General features: G+C 48.1%; 20 protein-coding genes. 15 read left to right on the plus strand and 5 right to left on the minus strand.

The features are described 5' to 3' along the window. Positions 1 to 81: 81 nt before the first annotated feature. Both K0H59_RS14615 and pomA read right to left on the minus strand, forming a co-directional pair. Positions 82 to 1,002 carry a flagellar motor protein MotB gene (locus tag K0H59_RS14615; RefSeq protein WP_011623478.1) on the minus strand — a complete coding sequence of 307 codons (921 nt, stop codon included), beginning with the start codon at positions 1,000 to 1,002 and terminating at the stop codon, positions 82 to 84. Between the two features lie 3 nt (positions 1,003 to 1,005). Next, positions 1,006 to 1,773 (minus strand): flagellar motor protein PomA, encoded by a 768-nt coding sequence (pomA, locus tag K0H59_RS14620; protein WP_011717762.1) that lies wholly within the window; start codon positions 1,771 to 1,773, stop codon positions 1,006 to 1,008. Between the two features lie 314 nt (positions 1,774 to 2,087). On the opposite strand from pomA, the gene xseB reads away from it, so the two are divergent. Genes xseB through dxs form a run of 3 tightly spaced genes read left to right on the plus strand, consistent with a single transcriptional unit; the run spans position 2,088 to position 5,101 of the window. Continuing rightward, complete coding sequence (gene xseB, locus K0H59_RS14625; protein WP_011623480.1) at positions 2,088 to 2,327, plus strand: exodeoxyribonuclease VII small subunit; 240 nt, start codon at positions 2,088 to 2,090, stop codon at positions 2,325 to 2,327. Positions 2,328 to 2,329: 2 nt separating this feature from the next. Next, entirely contained in the window at positions 2,330 to 3,211 is an 882-nt protein-coding gene (ispA, locus tag K0H59_RS14630) for a (2E,6E)-farnesyl diphosphate synthase (protein WP_011717763.1), read from the plus strand. A gap of 21 nt (positions 3,212 to 3,232) precedes the next feature. After that, the gene (dxs, locus tag K0H59_RS14635; protein WP_220053533.1) at positions 3,233 to 5,101 is read left to right on the plus strand and encodes a 1-deoxy-D-xylulose-5-phosphate synthase; all 1,869 of its coding nucleotides are present in this window, start codon (positions 3,233 to 3,235) and stop codon (positions 5,099 to 5,101) included. Between the two features lie 130 nt (positions 5,102 to 5,231). On the opposite strand, the gene grpE is transcribed toward dxs, so the two are convergent. Next, the gene (grpE, locus tag K0H59_RS14640) at positions 5,232 to 5,852 is read right to left on the minus strand and encodes a nucleotide exchange factor GrpE (protein ID WP_011717765.1); all 621 of its coding nucleotides are present in this window, start codon (positions 5,850 to 5,852) and stop codon (positions 5,232 to 5,234) included. A gap of 99 nt (positions 5,853 to 5,951) precedes the next feature. Here grpE and nadK point away from each other — a divergent pair, with 99 nt between their 5' ends. The 6 genes from nadK (at position 5,952) to K0H59_RS14670 (ending at position 15,134) form a co-directional block, all read left to right on the plus strand. Continuing rightward, positions 5,952 to 6,830, plus strand: coding sequence for an NAD(+) kinase (gene nadK, locus K0H59_RS14645; protein ID WP_084789193.1), 879 nt, complete (start codon positions 5,952 to 5,954; stop codon positions 6,828 to 6,830). 769 nt (positions 6,831 to 7,599) lie between these two features. Further along, positions 7,600 to 9,243 carry an L-lactate permease gene (locus tag K0H59_RS14650; RefSeq protein ID WP_220053534.1) on the plus strand — a complete coding sequence of 548 codons (1,644 nt, stop codon included), beginning with the start codon at positions 7,600 to 7,602 and terminating at the stop codon, positions 9,241 to 9,243. A gap of 63 nt (positions 9,244 to 9,306) precedes the next feature. After that, complete coding sequence (locus K0H59_RS14655; protein ID WP_220053535.1) at positions 9,307 to 12,111, plus strand: FAD-binding and (Fe-S)-binding domain-containing protein; 2,805 nt, start codon at positions 9,307 to 9,309, stop codon at positions 12,109 to 12,111. A gap of 303 nt (positions 12,112 to 12,414) precedes the next feature. After that, positions 12,415 to 13,158 (plus strand): (Fe-S)-binding protein, encoded by a 744-nt coding sequence (locus K0H59_RS14660; RefSeq protein WP_011626788.1) that lies wholly within the window; start codon positions 12,415 to 12,417, stop codon positions 13,156 to 13,158. Positions 13,159 to 13,168: 10 nt separating this feature from the next. Continuing rightward, entirely contained in the window at positions 13,169 to 14,563 is a 1,395-nt protein-coding gene (locus K0H59_RS14665) for a lactate utilization protein B (protein WP_220053536.1), read from the plus strand. A 1-nt stretch (position 14,564) separates the two neighbouring features. Further along, positions 14,565 to 15,134 carry an LUD domain-containing protein gene (locus tag K0H59_RS14670; protein ID WP_220053537.1) on the plus strand — a complete coding sequence of 190 codons (570 nt, stop codon included), beginning with the start codon at positions 14,565 to 14,567 and terminating at the stop codon, positions 15,132 to 15,134. A gap of 444 nt (positions 15,135 to 15,578) precedes the next feature. Here the strand turns inward: K0H59_RS14670 and K0H59_RS14675 are convergent, their stop codons facing one another. Continuing rightward, positions 15,579 to 17,027 carry a P-loop ATPase, Sll1717 family gene (locus K0H59_RS14675; RefSeq protein WP_220053538.1) on the minus strand — a complete coding sequence of 483 codons (1,449 nt, stop codon included), beginning with the start codon at positions 17,025 to 17,027 and terminating at the stop codon, positions 15,579 to 15,581. A 328-nt stretch (positions 17,028 to 17,355) separates the two neighbouring features. Here K0H59_RS14675 and K0H59_RS21290 point away from each other — a divergent pair, with 328 nt between their 5' ends. The 6 genes from K0H59_RS21290 (at position 17,356) to K0H59_RS14700 (ending at position 23,387) form a co-directional block, all read left to right on the plus strand. Next, the gene (locus K0H59_RS21290) at positions 17,356 to 17,490 is read left to right on the plus strand and encodes a hypothetical protein (protein WP_258405848.1); all 135 of its coding nucleotides are present in this window, start codon (positions 17,356 to 17,358) and stop codon (positions 17,488 to 17,490) included. A 696-nt stretch (positions 17,491 to 18,186) separates the two neighbouring features. Next, positions 18,187 to 19,296 carry an AI-2E family transporter gene (locus K0H59_RS14680; protein WP_220053539.1) on the plus strand — a complete coding sequence of 370 codons (1,110 nt, stop codon included), beginning with the start codon at positions 18,187 to 18,189 and terminating at the stop codon, positions 19,294 to 19,296. Further along, on the plus strand, positions 19,286 to 20,854 hold the full coding sequence (locus K0H59_RS14685) for an efflux transporter outer membrane subunit (protein ID WP_220053540.1): 1,569 nt from the start codon (positions 19,286 to 19,288) through the stop codon (positions 20,852 to 20,854). Before K0H59_RS14680 ends, K0H59_RS14685 begins: the two co-directional genes overlap by 11 nt. Then, positions 20,847 to 21,941 carry an HlyD family secretion protein gene (locus K0H59_RS14690; protein WP_220053541.1) on the plus strand — a complete coding sequence of 365 codons (1,095 nt, stop codon included), beginning with the start codon at positions 20,847 to 20,849 and terminating at the stop codon, positions 21,939 to 21,941. The genes K0H59_RS14685 and K0H59_RS14690 overlap by 8 nt, the downstream gene beginning before the upstream one ends. Positions 21,942 to 21,949: 8 nt before the next feature. Then, positions 21,950 to 22,975 (plus strand): DUF2955 domain-containing protein, encoded by a 1,026-nt coding sequence (locus K0H59_RS14695; protein ID WP_041412701.1) that lies wholly within the window; start codon positions 21,950 to 21,952, stop codon positions 22,973 to 22,975. 1 nt (position 22,976) lies between these two features. Further along, positions 22,977 to 23,387, plus strand: a complete 411-nt coding sequence (locus K0H59_RS14700; RefSeq protein ID WP_220053542.1) for an ion channel — start codon at positions 22,977 to 22,979, stop codon at positions 23,385 to 23,387. 143 nt (positions 23,388 to 23,530) lie between these two features. On the opposite strand, the gene K0H59_RS14705 is transcribed toward K0H59_RS14700, so the two are convergent. Next, positions 23,531 to 23,998, minus strand: a complete 468-nt coding sequence (locus K0H59_RS14705) for a DUF6386 family protein (protein WP_258405849.1) — start codon at positions 23,996 to 23,998, stop codon at positions 23,531 to 23,533. Positions 23,999 to 24,014: the final 16 nt, after the last annotated feature.

Genomic DNA, 24,014 nt, shown 5'->3' on the forward strand with positions numbered 1-24,014 from the left:
ACTTATAGTCAAAAAATCACAAATAAAAAAGCCGTGAGCAAGTCACGGCGTTTTTATCGAATCACTGATTTGGTTTAAAAGCTATTTACCTACTTGAATCTCTTCGGATTCTTTGGCTTTACCCTGTTCAATGGCAATCTCAACTCGACGATTTCGTGCGCGGTTTTCAGGTGAGTCATTGGGCACGATTGGATTATTCGACGCCATACCGACCACTTTCATCCGCTTAGGATCGAAGCCTTTCACTTGCAGCAGCACATCGGCCACCGCCACAGCGCGTTTGCTCGAGAGATCCCAGTTCGAGCTGTAGAGCTCATCGCTTATCTGCATATCATCTGTGTAACCCGATACCGTGATAATCCCCGGCACATCTTTTAGCAATTCACCGACCGAGCGCACCACAGGTTTAAATCGCGGCTGCAGGAAGCCCGATCCCGAGGCAAATGAGCCCTTCTCGCGGATACGGATAATGATTTGCTGCCCAAGTGACTCAATTTCGATCGCCCCATCGGTGATCTCATTATTGAGCTCCTGTGCCATTTTCTTCACTTGCTGATTGATTTTATCCTGCGCCGCTGCGGCTTCCGCTTTGACCGCATCCGCCGTTTCTTGGGCCGTCGCCGAGGCTTCACCGCCCCGCTGCGAACCATTTTGCTGCTGCACACCACCCGCGCTATCGTCTTCGCCCGCTTGATAATCCAATACGGGTTCGGTCATTTCGTTGGTTTGTTGGTTAATGATTTCAATCGGCGTGGGATCGGGACGGCCAGGACGAAACTCCAATGCAATCACAGACGTCCCCTTAGGAATGTCTTTGACTTCGACCTTATTTTGCACCCCGAAGGCATACTTCATCGAGCCTGCGATCTGCTTAAACTTCATCACGTCCATTTCGGAGAATGACAGCAGCAGCACGAAGAAACACATCAAGAGGGACATCAAATCGGCAAATGTTGCCAACCAGAGCGGCGCTCCGGGCGGTGGACAGTTGCACTTAGCCATGGGCTACTCTCCGTCCGTTGTATCGATTTTCCGCTGTTTTTCAGCAAGATAATTCTTCAAGAAACCTTCAATCACCCGCGGGTTTTGACCATCTTGAATGGCTAATACCGCGTCCATAATCAGGTTGCGGTTCAGCATTTCTTCACCCATGCGTAGGGTGAGTTTATCGGCAATGGGGATACACACCATGTTCGCGACCACGGCGCCGTACAGAGTCGTTAACAAGGCCACCGCCATCGAAGGACCAATCGATTTAGGATCCGACATGTTGGATAACATGGCCACCAAGCCCACTAAGGTACCAATCATCCCCATCGCGGGGCCGACGTCACCAAATGCCCTAAAAATCGCAATGCCGTTGCGATGGCGCTCTTCGGTGAGGGCAATGTCTTTTTCAAGTGCGGCGCGCACCACTTCACCATCGTGACCATCGACCAACATATCGACGGCTTTTTGCATAAAACTATTGGAAATTTGCGCTTCTTCAAGGGCAAGGAATCCGCCTTTACGGGCGGCGTCCGCCATAGTCACGGATTGTTCGATAAGATCTTCAGGCTTATCAATCTTAAACATAAAGGCTTTGACGGCGATTTTTACCGCGCCCAAAAACTGTTTGAGATTGAATTTCATCATTACGACGAAGAATGAACCACCGAATACGATAAACACTGAGGGTACGTCGATAAAGATTGCCAGGCCGCCGCTGGTCATCATAGCCCAAAGGATAAAACCAAAGCCCCCGACTAGTCCTATAACTGTAGCTAAATCCACAACGGCTCCTCAATATTCGGTATAAACGACATGATACTGACTCTATTCGCAAAATAACACAAAATGTCATCCGCATAGGGATTACACTTTGGTTTTAACCTGAGCCTTACTCTATGATGTCAAAGGATGATTAAAAGCATAATGCTATTATTGTCATTTATCGGACAAGCACTAAGCAAGTTTAGCGACAATTTCTATTTTCTGAAAAAAATTCAGCAACAAAGCGTGCTATTGAGCAAATATCCGTCGACTGAATTTGACCCTTGAGTCGCCCTGATATACCTTGTGTCCGCTCTTTCAAAGGAATTATTAACGTGGCGAAGAAACCCGAAAATCTCAGTTTTGAAGAATCCCTTGGTGAACTCGAGCGCATCGTTGCCGAATTAGAACAGGGCGATGTCTCTCTGGATGATGCGTTAAAACAATTTGAACGTGGCATCAATCTGGTGCGTAACAGCCAAGCAAAACTCGAGCAAGCTCAGCAAAAAGTGGCCATTTTACTCAAGCAGGATGAAAATGCGCCCCTCTCTCCCTATGCCGTTGAGGGCGAATAAGCGTGTTAGTCAATGCAATAAAAGAATATCAACTACGGGTTGATGACCAATTAAAACAACGTTTCAGCACACTCGAAGACACTGCGCCGCAATTAAAGGCCGCCATGACCCACGGCGCGCTATTAGGCGGTAAGCGTATCCGTCCCTTCTTGGTTTACAGTGTGGGGCAAATGTTTGGCGTGCCGCTTGAAAAGCTCGACGCCAGCGCCGCCGCCATTGAGTGTATTCATGCTTATTCGTTAATTCATGACGATTTACCCGCCATGGACGATGACGACCTTCGTCGTGGTCAGCCCACAGTGCATATCGCCTTCGATGAAGCCACCGCCATCCTTGCTGGGGATGCACTGCAAACCTTAGCCTTTGAAATTGTTACCGAAGCCGTGCCGGGGATCAGCAGCGAGCAGCATATCGCCATGGTGAGAGCGCTGGCGAAAGCCTCGGGTTACCGTGGTATGTGTGGCGGCCAAGCGATTGACTTAGCCTCAACTGATAAGCTCATCGACCTTAAGGCCTTAACTCAACTGCATAATATGAAAACGGGCGCCCTTATCAGCTGCGCCGTTGAGTTAGCCCTGATCGCCGCTAATGCGCCAAAAGATGAATATCAGACTATGATGGAATTTGCCCATGCGGTAGGACTTGCCTTCCAAGTGCAAGACGATATTCTGGACATCATTGCCACCACGGAAGAACTCGGCAAACCCCAAGGCTCTGACGCCGAGTCCAACAAGAGTACTTTTCCGCAACTACTTGGACTGCAAGGCGCCAAAGACACCGCCGCGCAACTGATCCAAGAGGCACTATCAGCGCTGGCTAAATTGCCATACAATAGCCAGTTAATCGCAGACTTCGCCCGCTATATCATTGAGCGAAGAATATAATAAGAGACGAAGTATCTCGCTATGAGTTTGGACATTTCACAGTTTCCCGTGTTGGCTCAGGCCAACACTCCTAATGAACTCCGCCAGCTTCCTCAGGCCCTGTTACCTCAATTGGCCGATGAGTTGCGGGAGTTTCTTCTTAAGTCCGTTGGCATGTCCAGCGGACATTTTGCCTCTGGACTCGGCACGGTCGAACTGACTGTCGCCCTGCATTATGTCTATAACACCCCGTTTGATCGTTTGATTTGGGACGTTGGCCACCAAGCCTATCCCCATAAAATCCTCACCGGTCGCCGCGACAGAATGCACACCATTAGGCAAAAGAACGGCTTACACCCTTTCCCTTGGCGGGAAGAAAGTGAATACGACACCTTTAGCGTGGGGCATTCAGGCACATCCATCAGTGCCGCATTAGCCATGGCCGTTGCCGCCGAAAAAGAACAGGCTGGCCGCAAAGTGGTCGCCGTGATTGGCGATGGCGCCATGACGGGCGGTATGGTGTTCGAGGCCATGAATCACGCGGGTGATTTGCACAACGATATGCTGATGGTGCTGAACGATAACGAAATGTCGATTTCAGAAAACGTCGGCGCGCTCAACAATCATTTAGCGCAACTGATGTCAGGCCGTCTCTACACCACCATTCGTGAAAGCAGCAAGAAAGTGCTCAAGGGCATGCCGGTCATCAAAGAGATGGCCAAGCGCACCGAAGAACACCTCAAGGGCATGGTTGTACCAGGCACCCTGTTTGAAGAGTTAGGCTTTAACTATATCGGCCCCATCGATGGCCACGATGTCGATGCCCTAGTGGAAACCCTGCGCAATATGCGCTCTCTAAAGGGCCCACAAGTACTGCACATCATGACCAAAAAAGGCCGTGGTTATGAGCCCGCCGAGAAAGATCCTATCGGTTGGCACGCGGTACCTAAATTTGATCCATCACAGTTTAAGAAGCCAGCCACTAAGCCAGGACTGCCAACCTTCTCCCAAGTGTTTGGCAAATGGTTATGTGATATAGCCGAGCAGGACGAAAAAGTCTTAGGCATTACCCCTGCTATGCGTGAAGGTTCGGGCATGGTGGAGTTCTCACAACGCTTCCCGAAACAATATTTCGATGCCGCCATTGCCGAGCAACATGCGGTGACCTTAGGGGCCGGATTTGCCTGTGAAGGCTTTAAGCCTGTGGTCGCCATTTACTCGACCTTCCTGCAACGGGGTTACGATCAACTGATCCACGATGTGGCACTACAACGTTTACCTGTATTGTTCGCCATTGACCGTGGCGGTATCGTCGGTGCCGACGGCCCAACCCACCAAGGGGCATTCGATTTAAGCTTTATGCGCTGCATCCCGAATATGGTGATCATGGCGCCATCGGATGAAAATGAATGTCGCCAAATGCTCTATACCGGTTATTGCTATGATGCAGGCCCGAGCGCTGTGCGTTATCCAAGGGGCAGCGCCACAGGCGCGACTCAGGTAGAAGCCATGACGGCGCTGCCAATTGGTAAAGGCGTAATTAAGCGTTTAGGCAAAGGTATCGCCATGCTGAACTTTGGTACCACCTTAGCCGCCGCCTTAACCGCCGCAGAAAGCTTAGACGCCACCGTCGTCGATATGCGCTTTGTGAAGCCGTTAGATGTGGATTTAGTCAAAGAGATGGCGCAAACCCACGATGTGATCGTCACAGTAGAAGAAAACGCCATTATGGGCGGCGCAGGCTCTGGTGTATTAGAACTGCTGCAAAAGCTTAAAATGCCTAAACCTGTGCTGCAAATCGGCCTACCCGATGAGTTTATTAAACATGGCTCTCCAGAAGAAGTGACCCATGATTTACAACTCGATGCCGAAGGTATGTTAGCGCAAATTAATGCCTTTCTTGCCGATTGAGTGTTGATGGGAGCCTAGCTCCCAGCAACAGTGCAAAGCGTGATGAATTGCGATTAGCAGGCAAAAAACAGACAAATAAAAAGGACTGCATTTGCAGTCCTTTTTATTACTTAACGCTCAGCGCGTTAGCTTAGGCTTCAATGTTGATTGAAGCTGACTCTTGGCTAGGGCCGCCCTGTGACACCATCACCATGGCTGGACGCAGTAAACGGCTGTTTAGCTCATAACCCTTTTGCATCACTAACATCACAGTATTGGCTGGATACTCAGCGCTTGGCTGCATACCAATGGCTTGATGTTGGTCAGGGTTGAAGGCTTGCCCCTGTGGATCGATAGGTTTTACCCCAAACTTAGCCACGGCGGTCAAGAAACTCTTTTGCGTGAGCTCAACACCTTCGAACAGCGCTTTGGTAGTTTCATCCTGCGGATTAGTACCTTGCAGCGCACGTTCCATATTGTCTAACACTGGCAGTAATTCGTTGGCGAATTTTTCCAATGCAAACTTGTTCGCCTTTTCCACATCCATCGCAGCACGGCGGCGAATGTTGTCTACTTCGGCAGCAGCACGGATAACTGAATCTTTTTGCTCTTCAACTTTCGCCAAAGCGTCAGCGAGTAACTGTTCCAGCTCTTCAATACGGAAATTGGCTTGGGTAAGCTCGTCAATCAGACTCGCTTCTTCGGTAGAAACTTCAGACTCTACACCCTCTTGGATCAGATCCTGTTCTGCTTTAATCGACTCGTTGCTCATTTTCACTCCAGCTAAAAATGCTTTGTTTCTAAATACTCTGGGCATATTATGGGGATCAATTTTGACGTTTCAAGGCCTAAGGCCAGATCTAGCATAAATATGACCACAAAGTTCCACACCATTGGCCTGATTGGCAAGCCACACCACCCAGGGACAAATCAAACCCTCAAACGTCTGCATCACTGGCTGACGGTGCAAGGGTATGAAGTCCTCGTGGAAGAGCGCGTTGCCAGTGAGTTAGGGACCAATATCGTCGCGGTCGATTTATTAGAGATTGGCGCTCGCTGCGATTTAGCCATAGTCGTGGGGGGTGATGGCAATATGCTGGGCGCCGCCAGAGTGCTGGCCCGCTTCGATGTGGGCGTGATTGGGGTAAACCGTGGCAACTTGGGCTTTTTAACGGATTTACCGCCCGATGCCTTTGAAGAAGCGCTAGCCAAAGTGCTCGATGGGGAATTTGATACCGAACACCGCTTTTTACTCGAGGCCGAGGTCTATCGCCATGGCATGTTAAAAGCGAGTAATACCGCAGTGAATGAAGCAGTACTTCATCCGGGTAAAATCGCCCATATGATTGAATTTGAAGTCTATATAGACAATCAATTCATGTACAGCCAACGCGCCGACGGCATGATAGTCTCAACGCCAACAGGCTCAACCGCCTATGCCCTATCGGCGGGTGGCGCCATTCTTACCCCCAATTTACAGGCATTAATCTTAGTGCCCATGTTTCCGCACACACTGTCGTGTCGCCCGATTGTGGTCGATGCCTGCAGCACCATTAAAATGGTCGTTTCCCCTGAAAATGGTGAGAATTTAGAGGTAAGCTGCGATGGCCACGTGCATTTAGCAGTATTGCCCGGCGATGAAATCATAGTGCGCCGCAGCTCCGAGCAACTCAGGCTGATCCACCCTAAAGGCCATAACTACTTCCATGTCTTACGCAGTAAACTCGGCTGGGGCAGTAAGCTGTTTTAATCTGCTGGATAATAAGGCCTAAAACGCCATCAAAGCTTACATCGCTTACATCACTTACATGGTTAAGTAGCAAAAGATAATGGCCAACGGCAGTTGTTAACAGAATGGAGTGTTGCGGCTGCATGACTGTAAACTGCTTTATTAACCGTTATTAAATTTCAGATTAAAACAAATTTCATTAAGTGATATTCATCACGCGAAATTTAGCTATTACTAAAACGTGATCCATCCCTCATAATCCCTCGCGGTGTAAAACCCAATAAAAAACTATTTATTCATACTGTTAATAAATAATATCTAACTTAGTGATTTTTCAACTCACTCCAAAGCGAGATATAAGTCACATCTTAATATTGTCTTAAAAATCCATTAAGTGCTCATTAATGAAATAAATGGATCAGTTAATTGCAATACTGATAGCTAATTTAGTGAATATGTCGATTTTTATAACCTTAAGGAATAGAAATTAGCGAAACATCTCAATATCGAAATATAAAAAACCACCTTCAAGTGATATGGATCACAGTTAAGAAAATCCCATGAGAGAAGCCTCCCGCAGCACTGTAAATTAGCATTCTATACAGCAGCCAAAATGATCTAGATCATATTAGTTAAGCCCCGAATAGCGTCTAGTACACACCACAGAATGTTGTGACTCATGGTATTGGCAGTGAAACCTGCTGATTTATCAGTCGGAGAGTCTGACAGGAAAACACTAGTAAGATCCAAATATAAATAATAAGACAGACCACTTTATGTAGAGGCAAGCATGACAATACTTCAACTCCTCGCCAGCTTGACGCCAGTAATCAGTGTAATGATCTTTCTCGTATTACTCAGAATGCCAGCGTCCAAAGCTATGCCCATTTCCATGATAATCACAGCGCTGGCCGCCGTGTTTATTTGGCAAATGGATACCACACTATTAGCCGCATCGGTTCTCGAAGGACTGCTGTCAGCCATCACGCCATTAACCATCATCTTCGGCGCGGTATTCCTGCTCAATACCCTGAAATACTCAGGGGCAATGGATACCATCCGCGCAGGCTTCACGAACATCAGTGCCGACGCCCGTGTGCAGGTGATCATCATCTGTTGGTTATTCGGAGCCTTTATCGAAGGTAGTGCGGGCTTTGGGACGCCCGCCGCGATTGGTGCGCCGCTGCTGGTATTACTGGGCGTTCCCCCAGTTGCCGCAGCTGTTGTGGCCTTGATTGCCGACTCGGCCTGCGTATCCTTCGGTGCGATTGGTTTACCCGTGCTATTTGGTATGGAGCAAGGTTTAACTCAAGGTGGTGTGAGCTTAGCAGCTGAGCAGTTTGCAGCCCATGGCGGTAGCTACGTTGGTTATGCTCGCTTTATCGTGATGCATATGATCACTATCGACTTAATCACAGGTACCTTAATTCCACTGGTCATGGTGACCATACTGACAGGATTCTTCGGTCGCAATAAGTCTTTTAAAGAAGGTTTAGCGATTTGGAAATTTGCGATTTTCGCTGGTCTTGCCTTTACCGTTCCAGCATGGATTATCAACTACTTAGCGGGTCCTGAATTCCCATCTGTTATCGGTTCATTGGTCGGTATGGCCTTAGTCATCCCTGTTGCCCGTAAAGGCTACCTATTACCCAAAACCCCTTGGAATGACTTTGCCGAAAATGATAGCCAAGAAGGTGCAAAAATTGAGACAACTGCTAAGTTCTCACAAATTGCCGCTTGGACACCTTATATCATCATGGCTGCGCTATTAGTGCTTTCACGCACCGTAGCACCACTCAAAGCCTGGTTATCCAGTTTCAACATCAGCTGGACTGGCCTAATGGGCACAGAGCTTAAAGCCAGTTTTGCAACCTTATATGCTCCTGGCGCCTTCTTCGTGGCCGTGTGTATCTTAGGTTTCTTCCTGTTCAAGATGAAAAGCCCTGCGATTAAGCAATCCATCGGCGTTTCATGCAAGTCTATGTTACCGACTATCATTTCATTAGGCGCATCCGTGCCTATGGTGAAAATCTTCTTAAACTCAGGTGTTAATGGTGCAGGTCTTGCGTCTATGCCCGTCGCCTTAGCCGATATGTTAGGCCAATCTATGGGCGCAGTTTGGGCATGGATGGCACCGATTGTGGGGATTTTTGGAGCCTTCCTGTCAGGCTCGGCCACCTTCTCCAACATGATGTTCTCCAGCCTGCAATACAGCGTGGCGGACAATATTGGCATGAACCATACATTGGTATTAGCACTACAAGGTATCGGTGCTAACGCCGGTAATATGATGTGCGTAATGAACGTAGTGGCAGCTGCGACCGTTGTGGGTATGGCGGGTAGAGAATCTGAAATCATCCGTAAAACTATGCCTGTTGCCCTTGGCTACGCGTTACTTGCAGGCACTATCGCAACACTTTGGGGTGGCTTCTAAGCCAATCTAAACCTAAGGCCGCGTTGGCGGCCTTAGTCATTTTTAGCGTTGAGAGAGTAACTTATGTCTATTAATTATGACGCTGTTTATAAAGAACTAATTCAACAACTCGGTGAATCAGCCGTCTCAAATGACCCTGTGCGCCGCTTTGCTTGGTCGACGGATGCCAGTTATTTCCGTATCGTGCCAGAAATCGTCGTTCACGCAGACACCCTAGAACAAGCCAAACAAACCTTAGCCATCGCCCGCGCCCATAAAGTGCCTGTGACTTTCCGCGCAGCAGGCACCAGTTTATCGGGCCAAGCCATTGGTGAAGGGATTTTATTGATCTTGGGCCACGATGGTTTTAGAACCATAGACATCAGCCCCGACAGCAATAAGATCACCTTAGGCGCCGCCGTTATCGGTGCCGACGCCAACGCCGCACTTAAGCCACTCAATAAAAAAATCGGTCCCGATCCGGCAACACTGGCCTCGGCCATGGTCGGCGGTATTGTGTCTAACAACGCCTCGGGCATGTGCTGTGGTACGGCGCAAAACAGTTACCAGACTATCGCCTCCGCCAAGCTATTATTTGCCGATGGCACTGAGCTCAACACGGGTTGTGATAAGTCTAAGGCCGCCTTTACCCAAAGCCACGGCGAACTGCTCGATTCACTGGCTTCACTCGCTAAGTTGACCCGCAGCAATGAAGTGCTCGCGCAGCGCATTCGCAAAAAATACTCCATCAAAAACACTACGGGTTATAGCATCAATGCCCTAGTGGATTTTGAAGATCCGTTCGATTTGATTAACCACTTGATCGTCGGCGCCGAAGGCACCTTAGCCTTCGTTGAAGAAGTCACTTACCACACGGTCGATGAGGCTAAATTTAAAGCCTCGGCGATGGCGGTATTCTTCAACATGGTGGATGCGGCGAGTGCCATTCCGCCGATTATTGGCGATAGCGTTGCCGCCGCCGAATTACTCGACTGGGCATCGATCAAGGCCGTGACCGGTAAAAAAGGCATGCCAGACTGGCTCAATGAGCTACCAGAAGGCGCGGCAATCCTATTGATTGAATCCCGCGCAAACGATGCCCAAACCTTAGAAAGCTATACCCAAGATGTGATTGCCAAACTGGCGCACATCAAAACCGAGCGTCCGATTAGCTTCAGTAGCGACGCCAACGTGTACAGCAAATACTGGGCAATGCGCTCAGGCCTGTTCCCCATTATTGGCGGCGAACGACCAAAGGGCAGCTCAGTCATTATCGAAGACGTGGCCTTTAACGTAGAACATTTAGCCGCTGCAGCCGCCGATTTAACCGAGCTATTCCATAAGCACGGTTATCCCGAAGGCGTGATTTACGGCCATGCACTGGCGGGGAACTTCCACTTTATTATCACCCCAACCTTCGCCTCCCAAGCCGATATCGAGCGCTTCCAAGGCTTTATGCAGGACGTGGCCGAGATGGTGATCCATAAATACGATGGTTCGATGAAGGCCGAGCACGGCACTGGCCGCGCCGTTGCACCTTTCGTGGAAATGGAATGGGGCGCAGATGCTTACACTCTGATGAAACGCATCAAGCAAATCTTCGACCCAGAAGGCCTGCTCAACCCCGGCGTGATCTTAAACGACGACAGCACTGTGCACGTGAAAAACATCAAGCCATGCCCTGTGGTCGATGATTTTGTCGATAAGTGTATCGAGTGTGGTTTCTGCGAAAAAACCTGCCCGACTTCGGCGCTCAACTTCTCGCCACGTCAACGTATCGCCACCCTGCGTGAAATCGAGCGCTTAGAGCAATCTGGCGATAAAGCCGCCGCCGAGAAAATGCGTGCCGATGCCAAGTATGATGTGATCGATACCTGCGCGGCTTGTCAGCTCTGTACTATCGCCTGCCCTGTCGACAACAGCATGGGTCAGTTAGTGCGTAAGCTGCGCACGCCCTATATCAGCACCACTGAGCAAAAAGTGTTGGATTTCCAAGCCAAACACTTCGGCGCCGTCAACCAAGTGATCAGTACGGGCTTTGATGTGCTTGGCGTTATCCATAAAATCACCGGCGATGGTATCACCAACGCGCTGATGAAAACCGGCCGCTTACTCTCTAAAGAAGTGCCCTATTGGAATCCTGATTTCCCCAAAGGCGGCAAACTGCCTAAACCGTCGCCCGCCAAAGCAGGCCAAGAAACCGTGGTTTACTTCCCTGCCTGTGGTGGTCGCACCTTTGGACCAACACCTAAGGATCCCGATAATCGTACCTTACCCGAGGTGGTTGTGACCCTGCTTGAACGTGCGGGCTATAACGTCATTACCCCTGAGAAGACCCGCGATTTATGCTGCGGCCAGATGTGGGAATCTAAGGGCGACTTTAAAAACGCCGACGCCAAACGCCAAGAGCTTATCGATGTGGTCAGCCAGATGAGTAATGGCGGCAAAATCCCGGTATTAGTCGATGCGCTGTCTTGTACCTATCGTACCCTCACGGGTAACCCTCAGGTGCAAATCACCGACTTGGTTGAGTTTATGCACGACAAGCTGCTGGATAAGCTGAGCATCAACAAAAAGGTCAATGTGGCGCTGCACTTAGGTTGTAGTGCTCGCAAGATGAAGTTAGAGCCTAAGATGCAAGCCATTGCCGATGCTTGTTCGAGCCAAGTACACAAACCTGCGGGCATTGACTGCTGTGGTTACGCCGGTGAAAAAGGCCTGTATAAGCCAGAAATCAACGCCAGCGCCCTGCGTAATATTAAAAAGCTCATACCTGTCGAGATTAAGGAAGGCTATTACGCCAACCGTATGTGTGAGGTCGGCCTAACGCAGCACAGTGGCATTTCCTACCGCCACTTAGCGTATCTGCTCGAAGAGTGCAGCCGCTAAAACACTGAATAAACGGGGCTAGGGTTAGCCCCGTTTTTCTTTAGAAGAAAACTATTCTCATTTATCGAGCAAAACACTAAAAACAGGAGATAAATCACAAAATAAAAACCAATATAAACAGTTTAAATTCAACAGATTAAAATATTCTCATTTTTGCAAAAATCAACAAGGTCATTTACTAAATTAGCGCTACTTATTTACTTAAGATAAGCCTATATTTGATCAACTACCTTAGCATTTGTGTGGACTTTGGGGTCACAATGCAAGGCAATGTCGTTCACTAACAAGAAAGAGAAAAACACAATGAAAATCGCTCTTTTCATCCCGTGTCTCGTTAACCAAATGATGCCAGATGTGGCGATTGCCACCCTGGAATTACTGGAAAAGCTCGGACACCAAGTGATTCTACCCGCAGGCCAAACTTGCTGTGGCCAACCTATGACCAACTCGGGTTGCTTCGATGCAGCACGCAGTACTACCTTGAAATTACTTAATGCTTTCAAGGGTGTGGAATGTGATGCCATTGTTTGCCCTGCCGCCTCTTGTTTAGTGGCCGCCAAAGAAAACTTCCACGAGTTTGACAACAGCCCAGAAGCCCAAGCCGTTATCGACAAACTCTATGAGCTGACCGAGTTCCTCCACGATGTCGCCCCAATCCCAGCGTTCAACAAGCCTTTTGCCCATAAGATCAGTCTGCAACTGAGCTGTCACGGCATTCGTATGTTGAGTCTTGCCACACCGAGCGAGCAAATGGGTCCACGATTCAACAAGGTAGAAGCCGTGCTCGCCAATATCGCCGGAATCGACATTGTCTATCCAGACCGTCGCGACGAATGCTGTGGCTTTGGTGGTACTTTTGCCGTTGATGAAGGCGCCGTATCCGCCAAGATGGGTAAAGACAAGGCCCAAGCCCACGCGGCAACAGGCGCGCAATATGTGGTTGGCTTCGACCCTTCATGCCTATTACACCTCGATGGCATGATCCGCAGACAACAATTGCCAATTGAAATTCGCCACATAGCGCAAGTGCTTAACGCCGCGCTCTAGGAGACCCACTATGGCATATCAACATAATCACGAGGCAACGGGTTCACAGGTTCACGCCCACAAGGCCGATATTTTCTGCCGTGATGAAACCCGTGTTGACTGGCACTCAAAGGCCCTTTGGGTGCTGCGGGAAAAACGTGACCGCGCCGCAGGCAGCTTACCCGAGTGGGAACAACTGCGTCAGTTAGGCTCCGAAATCAAACTGCATACCTTAACCAACCTTGCACAATATCTTGAAACCTTTGAGCAAAATTGCCTTGCCAATGGTATCAAAGTCCACTGGGCAAAGGATGGCGCCGAGCACAACCGTATCGTGCACGACATCTTATCTAGCCATAAAGTGAAGAAGTTAGTTAAGTCTAAGTCCATGCTCACCGAGGAATGTCACCTCAATCCTTACTTAGAGCAACGCGGGATTGAAGTCATCGATACCGACTTGGGCGAGCGGATTATTCAGCTGGCAAAAATGCCGCCTTCGCACATTGTGGTGCCCGCCATCCACATGAAGAAAGAAGAAGTGGGCGATCTGTTTCATGACAAATTAGGCACTAAGGCTGGCGAGTCCGATCCGCTATATTTGACCCGCGCCGCCCGTGCCCATTTACGTGAGCAATTCCTCAGCGCCGATGCAGCCATGACAGGGGTAAACATGGCGATTGCCGATAAGGGCGCCGTGGTCGTTTGTACCAACGAAGGTAACGCCGACATGGGCGCTAACCTGCCCAAGTTACAGTTGCATTCAATGGGTATCGACAAAATTGTCCCCGATATCGACAGCGCCGCCGTGCTACTGCGCACCCTAGCGCGTAACGCGACCGGTCAACCCGTCACCACCTATAGCGCCTTCTACCGTGGTCCACAGGTCGATGGTGAGATGCATGTGATCATCGTCGATAACGGCCGTACTGAAATGCTCAAGGATAAAATCCTTGCCGAATCATTGAAATGTATTCGCTGCGGTGGCTGTTTAAATACTTGCCCTGTGTATCGCCGCTCCGGTGGTTACAGTTACAACTACACCATTCCCGGCCCGATTGGGATTGCCGTGGGTGCCAAGCATGATGACACTAACTCCATCGCTTGGGCTTGTACCCTGTGTGGCAGCTGTACCTATGTTTGCCCGACTAAGGTGCCGCTCGATAAGATTATTTTCCACCACAGACGCCTTAAAGCCGAAGCTGGACAACTCCCCTACGGCAAAAACGGTTATATGCCACTAGTGGGCAAATTTATGGCAAGCACGACCCTGCTCAATTGCTCAATGGGCGCGGCCCGTACTGCACTGCGCATTCTGCCCGGCAGTCTGCTCAAGCCCTTTAGCGGTGCCTGGGGTAAATACCGTGAACTGCCCGTTGCCCCCAACTCCAGCTTCGAAGCTTGGTTTAAGAAACACAGGAGCCTATAAGATGTCTAGTAAGCACGAAATTCTCAATGCGCTCAAACTGTCGGCTTTAACAAACCACCCTATGCCAAGCATCGATGTCGCCCCGCGGGTTGAAGATCTGGTAGGTCAGTTTGAAACCAATCTTAAAACCGTGGCGGGCACACTGCACCGTGAAGGCGGCCTAGCGGCACTGCAAGCCAAAGTGGATGAGCTTGTCGCCCAAGGCTTACAGGTTATCTCATTGGTTGAAGGCGTCACGGCAAATCGTGAAGTACCTCCAACGGCACACGAGCTTAGGGATATCGATTATGCGGTAATTCCTGGGGATGTAGGCGTTGCCGAAAATGGCGCCATTTGGGTGAACAATAAGAATTTAGGCCACAGAGTCACGCCTTTTATCTGTGAAAACCTGATCTTAGCGCTACCAACCACAAAAATTGTGCCCAACATGCATCAAGCCGCGAAGGACATTACCTTAGATGCGGGTGAGTTTGGTGTGTTTATCGCAGGTCCCTCAAAAACCGCCGATATCGAACAAGCCTTAGTCGTCGGCGCCCACGGTGCCTGCAGCTTAAATGTGTATCTGGTTTAATTGCTAGCGCGCTAAACCATAAAAAGCCGCCTTAATAGGCGGCTTTTTATTGGGATGCACGATTTGGGACAAAAATGCGTTGGATTTAATGCGCTAACTCAGGCTTGCCATGGTGTTCACTCACCGACACGCAGCAAGTCCATCCGTGGATGCTCGACCGCCCCGTCCATGGGGCGGACGGTCGTCTCGCTAATCACCATGGTTCACCTATTTGGTATCAGTGTAACCTGTAAGTTTTAAAGAAATACACAGCATGCTTTGGGACATAAACGTGATAGCCCCTTTGCTCTTTCGGATTCAAATTTCTATGGAGATAACGCCCGCCTAAGGGGCTGGCAACGCGTTACCACTAAACTCAAACACAACAGTCGTTATCACTGCGACTCATTGGGACTGGAAACGCCATGCGTTGACAGTCCCTCTTGAGGCGTTAGTTATAAGTTATTACATCGATAATGCCTCTCGTAAACCAATATGTACTACCATACGTTTACTAAAATCTAAGTCAGAGTTATTTTCACGATGTGCCCATGATTGATATGTCTTACCACCTCTATCATTATTTTTCCATACGTTGCCCAATACACTAAATTTATATAGATGTATTAATGACTGTTCAATCTTTATGTTTTTATAATGAAAAACATTATCTTCATAATACTTAACTATATCTTTAAAATAAAAATAATGCCGATTAAAATTCTTTAATAACTTCAGTGACTCTTCTATTTCAACATCTGGCATATGACCTGACATTTCATTTCTAACTTCATCAAGCAAATATTCAGAATACTCAGCCCTAGCATTGGCAAGAGTCTGAAACTTAAAAGAGCTATGGGATGGATATTTCTCGATTATAGAGTTTAAAAATGTGATTATATCCCTAGGCCTAAAGAAAGTCCTTTCCAATAAAAATTTTTCTGTAGGGATATTGTTGACATTGTCAGGAAATAATATATCGAATACTGCATGATCTGATGCAAAACTAAGTAAAGCACTTGATTTTTTTGCTTTAGTTATTATCATCTTTATCAAAGGAGAAGATTTGCTAATTTTAGCATCCCACTCAATTGTGATTGTGTTAATACGCTTAATTTTATTCAAATCAGGGTCATTAAGAATAGAAAATATATCTGTTCTTAAAAGCACTATAGATTTAGCATCTATTCCATTCTCTATAAGCTTTAGGTTAAGGTTATCAGCGGATTTTATCAAACTAAGAATTGAATTTTTATAATAGTCATCATTCCTAAATCTATCATCCAATTCATCATAGAGTATATTATGAACTGTGTCACTAAACTTCAATGCTTGCACAACAGAATACTCTAAAGCTTCTATGTAGTCTAAATAACTTCCAGTTTCAATCTTGTCACCGAAATTCGATTCAATGAATGATCTAAAAACACTCCCTCTAATTTTATTAGCTTTTGTTATCTCTATTATTCTTTTACTATCTATATCAATAGATTTATAGTTTTCTTCAAAAAAGCTTTCAATCTTATCTCTATGCTCATTTTCTTTCATATTAGAATCTTTTAGAATTGAACGAGATAAATCTAAAAGGAGCATCCATCGCCAAATTTCATAGTACTCATTCGGCTTTACATCCTCTGTTTTTAAATTAACTAACTCTTGAAACTTAAAATCTTTATATGATCTAATTTCACAATTCCAGCTTTTATTCTTGCTTGAAACTTTTTTCATGTAATGGGCCAAAAATGTTTTCCCAGATCCTTTTCTTCCCAAAACAAGAAATTTTTCTTTCCTTTGGATCTGGTCAAAAATCCCATTTTCGTTTATGAAAAACTCCTCAAAATTATCTTTGTATATTGCTTCTTTTTTACCATCATTCTGACCAAGATAAAGTTCCTTTAACTCTAATTGATTCATGGATACTCCTAATTATTAATAACTTATAACATTTTATTCTTGCGCATGCGCGTTTATAACGTTAGAGCAGTAAAAACGCGTACAGTTAACTATCTGTATGTAAAGAAGTTATCAGATTTTTTACAAATACACCATCCGAAAAAACACGTACGGATGTTGCTCTCAAAACCCTCAAAAACTAGCGTAATACAATATGACTGTATAATTGGGCTGTTATAGAGAAGCACTAAAGTGAAGGGCTAATAGATGAGATTTTGTAAGGTAACTCGTTCGTAAAGTCCAGAGCGAACGTGTGCTAACAAGCTTTGGGGCAAAAAGCTTTTAGCCAATGAACAGTTCAATGGTCGTTAAGATTGGCATTGTTGCAACAGTGACCGTTGGCGGCATGGCCGCTCTTTCACATCTGACCCATAGGGATATGGGAAATGCCACTATGATGTTGGGAACATCATCGGCCATGTGAACGCGGCATTTACACTTCCATGTATTGCAAATGCCGCCGTCGAGCCTATAGGGATACTTCTTGTAAAATAAAAGGGCGGCGTGTCACTGGGGAAACAATGACAATTCATCCTGCACACCTGACGACAAACTTACTAGTTTTGGGGCATGAGCGAAAAAATAGATCGCTTAGATAAAGATTTAAAACTCTGCTTAAATTAAAACGACTCAAGTCTCAAAACTTATTCAGTCATTATTATTTTAGATAACTCATCTCAGTACTCTTAACATTCTTAAGTAGGTATTTTCCGCTGGTATCTATCACTCAGCGAGGCAATCACGGCTATATTGGCCTCAAGATGTTGTATACATTCGCAGCGTAAATGAGCAATCAATAATCTATAACTGACTTGCCAACCTGCTGACTAACAGGACGTTTTATTAGATGGTCATCACACTTTAATGGTGAAATTTACCAAATAATTCACAAACATGAACTAATATGTAACTTACCAAAATATCGAGAGCTGGAATGAGGGCTCACTCTACTAAATACAGGGGATTTATCAGTCTGCCACCTTGAATAGCGTTACGGTTAGCGGGCCGCTATAAAGTACTAAATCGTCTTCACCAACACAGTAACATCAGGGATCTGCCGTTCTGTAGCAATACAGATGATTCAAGTTATAGGTTTATAACTCGTTGAGGTAACAACGGAATGGAAAACAACGAACTAATCGCGGTTGAAAATCGAATCGTCACTAAATTTATGGACATGTTTATCAAGTTTGGCATGCTCCTCGCGCTAGCGTCCTTCTGCTACACCATCTTCTCCCCGTTTTTAAATATCATGCTCTGGGCAGTGATTTTAGCCGTGGTCATTTATCCCTTTCACCAGCGTATCGCTAAACGGCTGAGTGATAAGCAAGGTCGAGCCGCTACTTTGCTGATTGTTATAGGGTTAATGATATTAGTTTTACCGACCATTATGATGGTTAGCTCCATGACCGATAATATGGGTAGCTTGGTTGAGCGCGTGAATCAAAACACCCTTGAAGTCCCTACTCCAAAGGAAAGCATTGCCAATATTCCCTTTGTTGGCGCTAAGATTTATGACTTTTGGCTGAAAGCATCGACCGATTTACCCTCGTTAGTCAAAAGCTTACAACCGCACTTAGGGGATGCTGCCAAGCAAGTCATTCATACGTTAGCCAGCATCAGTGCCAGTCTGTTGATGAGTATGTTTTCCTTCATCATCGCAGGCATAATGATGGCCTATGGCCACGCCGGTGCACAAAGTTCGGCTCGGATTGCCACTCGGATTGCAGGTCCTGAGCGCGGCGCCAAACTGGTCAATATCTGCTCTTCAACCATTCGTGCCGTCGCCTTAGGCGTTATTGGTGTGGCCTTCATTCAAGCCTTGTTAATCGGCATTGTGATGACCTTCGCGGGTATCCCCTTGGTGGGTATCTTCTTTATCTTGGTCTTGATATTAGGGATTGCCCAAATCCCCGCGCTATTAGTGACGCTTCCAGCGATTGCTTATATCTGGATGGCGGGCGATAACGGCACAGTCGGCAGTATCATTTATACCGTGTTGCTGATCCTTGCGGGTGCGGTGGACAACGTACTCAAGCCTATTTTCCTCGGCCGTGGGGTCGATGCTCCCATGCCAGTGGTGCTCATCGGCGCCTTAGGCGGCATGGCCACCAGCGGTATTTTAGGGATGTTTATTGGCGCCACGCTACTGTCTATCGGCTACCGCATCTTTATGATGTGGGTAGATGAAGGTCTCGAAGAGGGATTGAGAGAGCAAGATGACAATTGATCACTTTGTTCCCCGCCTCGTGTTAGGCGGGGTATGTGCTCTGCTCAGCGGTTGTACTGTGCTCGGTCCTGATTATCAACGGCCCGATGTGCCAGAAGTCCAAAGCTGGCAGAGCGCGAGCTCACGCCTCTTTAGCGGTGCGACAGCGGCCAGCGATTATCATCAATGGTGGTCGCAACTGAACGACCCAGTGCTAAGCAGCTTGATTGACGAGGCCTTGCAGAAAAATCCCGATGTGCGGATCGCAGGGCTGCGCATTCTCGAAGCGCAAGCCCAGTTGGGTATCGCTGAAAGCCTTAAAAATCCCCAGTTAACCCAAGCCACAGCCCAATGGCTGGGCGCAGGCCAAACCCAAAGCGGTAACAGCACCTCAGGCAGCAGTTATGGCGCGGCATTTAATCTGGGCTGGGAACTGGATTTTTGGGGCAAGTTTCAACGCAGTATCGAGTCTGCCGATGCCAACTACTTTGCCACTATCGCCCAATATGACGATGTGCAAGTGTTGATGATTGCGCAAGTGGCACAGCTGTACGTGAGCATTCGCACCTTAGAGGCGCGGCTGCAAATTGCCCATGAGAATGCGCAGATCCAAAAGCGCAGCTTAGAAATCACTCAGCACCAGTTTCACAGCGGTAATACCGCCGAGCTGGATGTGCAGCAGGCCAAGACGCAGTATCTCAGTACGCTCTCGACCATCCCTCAGCTAGAAACGAACCTGCGCCAAAGCCAAAATGCACTCAGCACCCTGCTGGCAAGGGCGCCTGGGGCATTACCCGAAATGGCGAGCAATACGGGCGTACTCCCCCAGGGGAAATTGGCCTTAGTTGCTGAAATGCCAGCCGATTTATTACGTCGCCGCCCCGATGTCAGAACCGCCGAGCGTCAACTTGCCGCCCAATCGGGGCTGATTGGCATTGCCGAGAGCGATCTGTATCCATCCATCACCTTAGCTGGCACGCTTGGGATAAGTGCAACGGGCAGCGGCCATAGCATTTTCTCTTGGGGGGCTGGGCCATCCATTAGTTGGAATATCCTCGACAGCGGGAGATTAACCAACCAAATCTTAGTGGAAGATGCGCGCTTTGAGCAGTTACACGAACGCTACCGTGAAACCGTTTTTAAGGCCGCGCGGGAAGTCGATGATGCCGCCATCGCTTATGCCAACAGCGCAACCGAAATTACCTTACTGACACAAACAGGTGAAGCGGCGAGTCGTTCACTCGAAATTGCTAACACCCAATACCGTGAAGGAATGGCGGATTTTCAACGTGTACTCGATTCGCAGCGCGCCCTCTTTAGCCAACAGGAACGGCTCGTTAACAGTCGCGGCGCCCATATTGGCAATCTCATCACCCTCTACAAAGCACTTGGTGGTGGATGGGAACTAGGGCGGCAGCGTCCGTTAGTGACTCCCGCTGTTGATCAAAAACTTCGCACGCGTGATGAATGGGTGCCCTATCTCGATAACCCACGGTTCGATGCAAATCAGCCCCAAGCGGGTTCTCAACCTAATGCCCAGCCTACATCGACTATTCAAAAGGGAATTGTGAATGACTGACAGTACCGCGACTCCGGGAAAGGCGAGTAAATATGCCACCCTTGGCCTTCTGGCACTCATAGTAATATTACTGCTTTGGTACCTTTTGGCCGACAGAATGACCCCCTATAGCTCACAAGCAAGGGTCCAAGCCTTTGTGGTGCCGATTGCCACCGAAGTCACGGGGCAGATTTTGAAAGTCTATGTGCAGGATAATCAAGATGTCGCCGAGGGTGATCCCTTATTCGATATCGATCCTGAGCCCTATGATATTGCCCTTGCCAAAGCCAAGTCGGACTATGAAACAGTACTAAATAGCGTTAAAGCCAATAACGAAGGCGTTAAGGCGGCGGAAGCGAAATTACAAGCCATGCGCGCGTCTTACAATAATTCAGTGAAAGATGCCGAGCGACAAGAACGCCTCTATCGCCAAGACCCGGGGGCTATTTCAGTACGCCGACTCGAAATCGCACAAGCATCGCGAGAAACTGCCAGCAGCCAAGTCACAGCCGCCGAAGCCGATGTTAGGCGCGCCATTGAGGCCGCAGGAGTGAATGGTGAAAACAACTCACAACTATTAAGTGCTCGTTCGGCGGTGAATAAAGCCGATCGCGATAGACAAAATACCCATGTCGTCGCCCCAAGCCGTGGAGTGATCACTGACTTAAACACCGATGTAGGGCAGTTTATCAACGCGGGCGCCCCCGCAATGACCCTGATAGCTATCCACGATGTGTGGATTTCGGCGGATCTGACCGAAAACAATCTCGGCAATATTAAAGTGGGGAACAGAGTCTCTATCCTGCTCGACAGCATGCCTGGACAACTGTTTAGCGGCCAAATACGCAGTATTGGCTATGGTGTGGATGATGGTAAAAAGCAGGCCGTCGGTTCACTGCCGACTGTCAGTAATAGCCGCGATTGGCTGCGCCAAGCACAACGCTTCCCCGTTAAAGTGTCGTTCTCAGCGGACGATATGCCACCTGCAGCTAACCTGCGTGTGGGAGGCCAAGCCGACATCTTGGTTTATACCGAAGAACATGGCCTGATGAACCCGCTCGGTGCGCTGTATATTCGGGTAATGAGCCTCTTCTCCTACCTGTATTGAGGCCTGATATGCATCACGCAGACAGTACAGTACTCAGAATTAGCCTTGGCATCTCATTAGCGGCGTTTGTGTGTTTTGGTCTAGCCCTGCCCATGCCCCACCTGGGCTGCATTATGGCATGGGTCATCCTATGCATGCCCGGCGAAGCGCTCAGCTTAAAAAAAGGCCTTATTGGCGGTGTACTCTTGTCGCTTATCATGACTGCGGGCGTCTTATTAGTCCCCTTATTGAGTTATTACACCTTAGCCGCGGTGCTGTTAGTCGCATTACTGCTGTACTTTTTAATGCTTATTTCGGTCACAGGCAAAGGCGTATTGGCCATGTTGCTGACGATGGCGATTACCCTCATTCCGATTGCAGGCTTAATAGAGCAAGCCGTGGCGCTGGCGATCGCACAGCTCATCGCCATCGGGGTATTGATTGGCACGTTAGTGAATGGCATCGCCCATGCCTTGTTCCCGCCAGCCCCCGTGACCGCAGCAGAAAAACCTATCCTATTGCCCCCTGAGCATCCCAAGCGGTTGGCCCTACGCGCCACCATCATAGTGATCCCTGTATGGCTGCTGGCGCTAAGCGATCCGGCGTTTTATATTCCCGCCGTGATGAAGACAGTGATGTTAGCGCAGCAAAGTACTCTGCTAAACGCCAAACAAGCAGGCAGAGAGCTAGTGCTTTCTACCTTAATGGGCGCCTTGTTGGCATTCGCCCTGTGGATGGGACTCAGTATTTGGCCTTCGTTATTGATGTTAGTGCTGATGCTAGGATTAATGACCATGTGGCTGACTCGCCGGCTTATTCAATTAGTGCCAACGGGGTTTCCCCCTTCCTTTTGGAGCAATAGTTGGATCACCGCCCTCATCTTATTTGGCCCCGCCATTGCCGACAGCGCGAATGGTAAAGATGTATGGCTAGCGGCCGCCATGCGTTGCAGCCTCTATTTATTGGTCGCTGGTTATGGTTGGTTGTGTTTTATCGCACTGGAGCAGAAATGGCCAGCAGGCCGCCCAGCCTCAGAAGCCCCCGTAGGAGAATAGAATGTTATCAGCATTAGTGGTTGGCCTACCTATCATATTAATCAATATGTTACTGCAATCTCTTGCCACTATGTGGTGCATCCGTTTCTACAATAAACGGCTACTAGACCACGATAGTTTAGTCGCAGGAGTATTAGGACTCTTCGGTATCACCAGCATAGTAATGCTGGGTAACCTTTTACAAATCGTCGCTTGGGGCAGTTTGTTTCTCTTTCTCGGCGAGTTCAATAACCTGCATGATGCGATTTATCATTCTGGGGTCAACTTCGCGACCTTAGGCTATGGCGATATTGTGATGAGTGAAAAATGGAAATTATTAGGCCCAATCGAAGCGGTAAATGGCGCCCTAATGATCGGCTTATCGGGCGCATCCATGTTGGCTGTGCTACAGCAATATGTGCAGAAAAAATAACCGACGATGCCTCAATGTAAACACAGTCTATAGTGACTGCGAATATCCATGGGAGTAATGACCCAACACACCTACAAAAAAGCCGCCTTGTTAGGCGGCTTTTCTATTGGATAGAACCTTAGACGAAACAATTAAGTCTGCGCTTAAAGCGTTGGACTCGAAGTAAACTTATTCAGCACAGCATCTGAGGTTGACTCAAATTCCACGACCAATTTGTTGGGAGCCTGCCGGTAAACTCTCACCTCAATATGGCCTCGCATGGCATAAATTAACGCGCCTCCATAGGTCGTTTCAGGGCCTAAATTTCCCGCAGGCACTTGCTCAGCAGCGCCTATATACAAACATCCAGACAATACGGTTAAGTTTGCACAAAGATATTTCCCATGAAGTCCTGCCTCACCTAACTTGCGGAAAATTTCGACCTCATAACTGCCATCGGCACCGAGTCCGACGAATAGCACATGACCTTGATTGATTTCTGAAATTTCATCACTCGGCACAGACCACCAATCGGCCGTATCTTCGCAGCGATGGGCTAATGCCGCGGGATCGAAAACCGCCATGGTGGCGGTATCTGTGTCAAATCGAGTGCTTGTATAGGGTTTACTCATCATCCTTGCCAACGAA

Origin of the sequence: Shewanella sp. FJAT-51649 (genome assembly GCF_019457435.1) — a bacterium.
Lineage (GTDB): Bacteria > Pseudomonadota > Gammaproteobacteria > Enterobacterales > Shewanellaceae > Shewanella > Shewanella mangrovisoli.

Bases quoted from the DNA above. Each gene is read 5' to 3' on its own strand.
- K0H59_RS14615 (WP_011623478.1), bottom strand. From the start codon at position 1,002: ATGGCTAAGTGCAACTGTCCACCGCCCGGAGCGCCGCTCTGGTTGGCA.
- dxs (WP_220053533.1), top strand. From the start codon at position 3,233: ATGAGTTTGGACATTTCACAGTTTCCCGTGTTGGCTCAGGCCAACACT.
- grpE (WP_011717765.1), bottom strand. From the start codon at position 5,852: ATGAGCAACGAGTCGATTAAAGCAGAACAGGATCTGATCCAAGAGGGT.
- nadK (WP_084789193.1), top strand. From the start codon at position 5,952: ATGACCACAAAGTTCCACACCATTGGCCTGATTGGCAAGCCACACCAC.
- K0H59_RS14650 (WP_220053534.1), top strand. From the start codon at position 7,600: ATGACAATACTTCAACTCCTCGCCAGCTTGACGCCAGTAATCAGTGTA.
- K0H59_RS14655 (WP_220053535.1), top strand. From the start codon at position 9,307: ATGTCTATTAATTATGACGCTGTTTATAAAGAACTAATTCAACAACTC.
- K0H59_RS14660 (WP_011626788.1), top strand. From the start codon at position 12,415: ATGAAAATCGCTCTTTTCATCCCGTGTCTCGTTAACCAAATGATGCCA.
- K0H59_RS14665 (WP_220053536.1), top strand. From the start codon at position 13,169: ATGGCATATCAACATAATCACGAGGCAACGGGTTCACAGGTTCACGCC.
- K0H59_RS14670 (WP_220053537.1), top strand. From the start codon at position 14,565: ATGTCTAGTAAGCACGAAATTCTCAATGCGCTCAAACTGTCGGCTTTA.
- K0H59_RS14675 (WP_220053538.1), bottom strand. From the start codon at position 17,027: ATGAATCAATTAGAGTTAAAGGAACTTTATCTTGGTCAGAATGATGGT.
- K0H59_RS21290 (WP_258405848.1), top strand. From the start codon at position 17,356: ATGAACAGTTCAATGGTCGTTAAGATTGGCATTGTTGCAACAGTGACC.
- K0H59_RS14680 (WP_220053539.1), top strand. From the start codon at position 18,187: ATGGAAAACAACGAACTAATCGCGGTTGAAAATCGAATCGTCACTAAA.
- K0H59_RS14685 (WP_220053540.1), top strand. From the start codon at position 19,286: ATGACAATTGATCACTTTGTTCCCCGCCTCGTGTTAGGCGGGGTATGT.
- K0H59_RS14690 (WP_220053541.1), top strand. From the start codon at position 20,847: ATGACTGACAGTACCGCGACTCCGGGAAAGGCGAGTAAATATGCCACC.
- K0H59_RS14695 (WP_041412701.1), top strand. From the start codon at position 21,950: ATGCATCACGCAGACAGTACAGTACTCAGAATTAGCCTTGGCATCTCA.
- K0H59_RS14700 (WP_220053542.1), top strand. From the start codon at position 22,977: ATGTTATCAGCATTAGTGGTTGGCCTACCTATCATATTAATCAATATG.
- K0H59_RS14705 (WP_258405849.1), bottom strand. From the start codon at position 23,998: ATGAGTAAACCCTATACAAGCACTCGATTTGACACAGATACCGCCACC.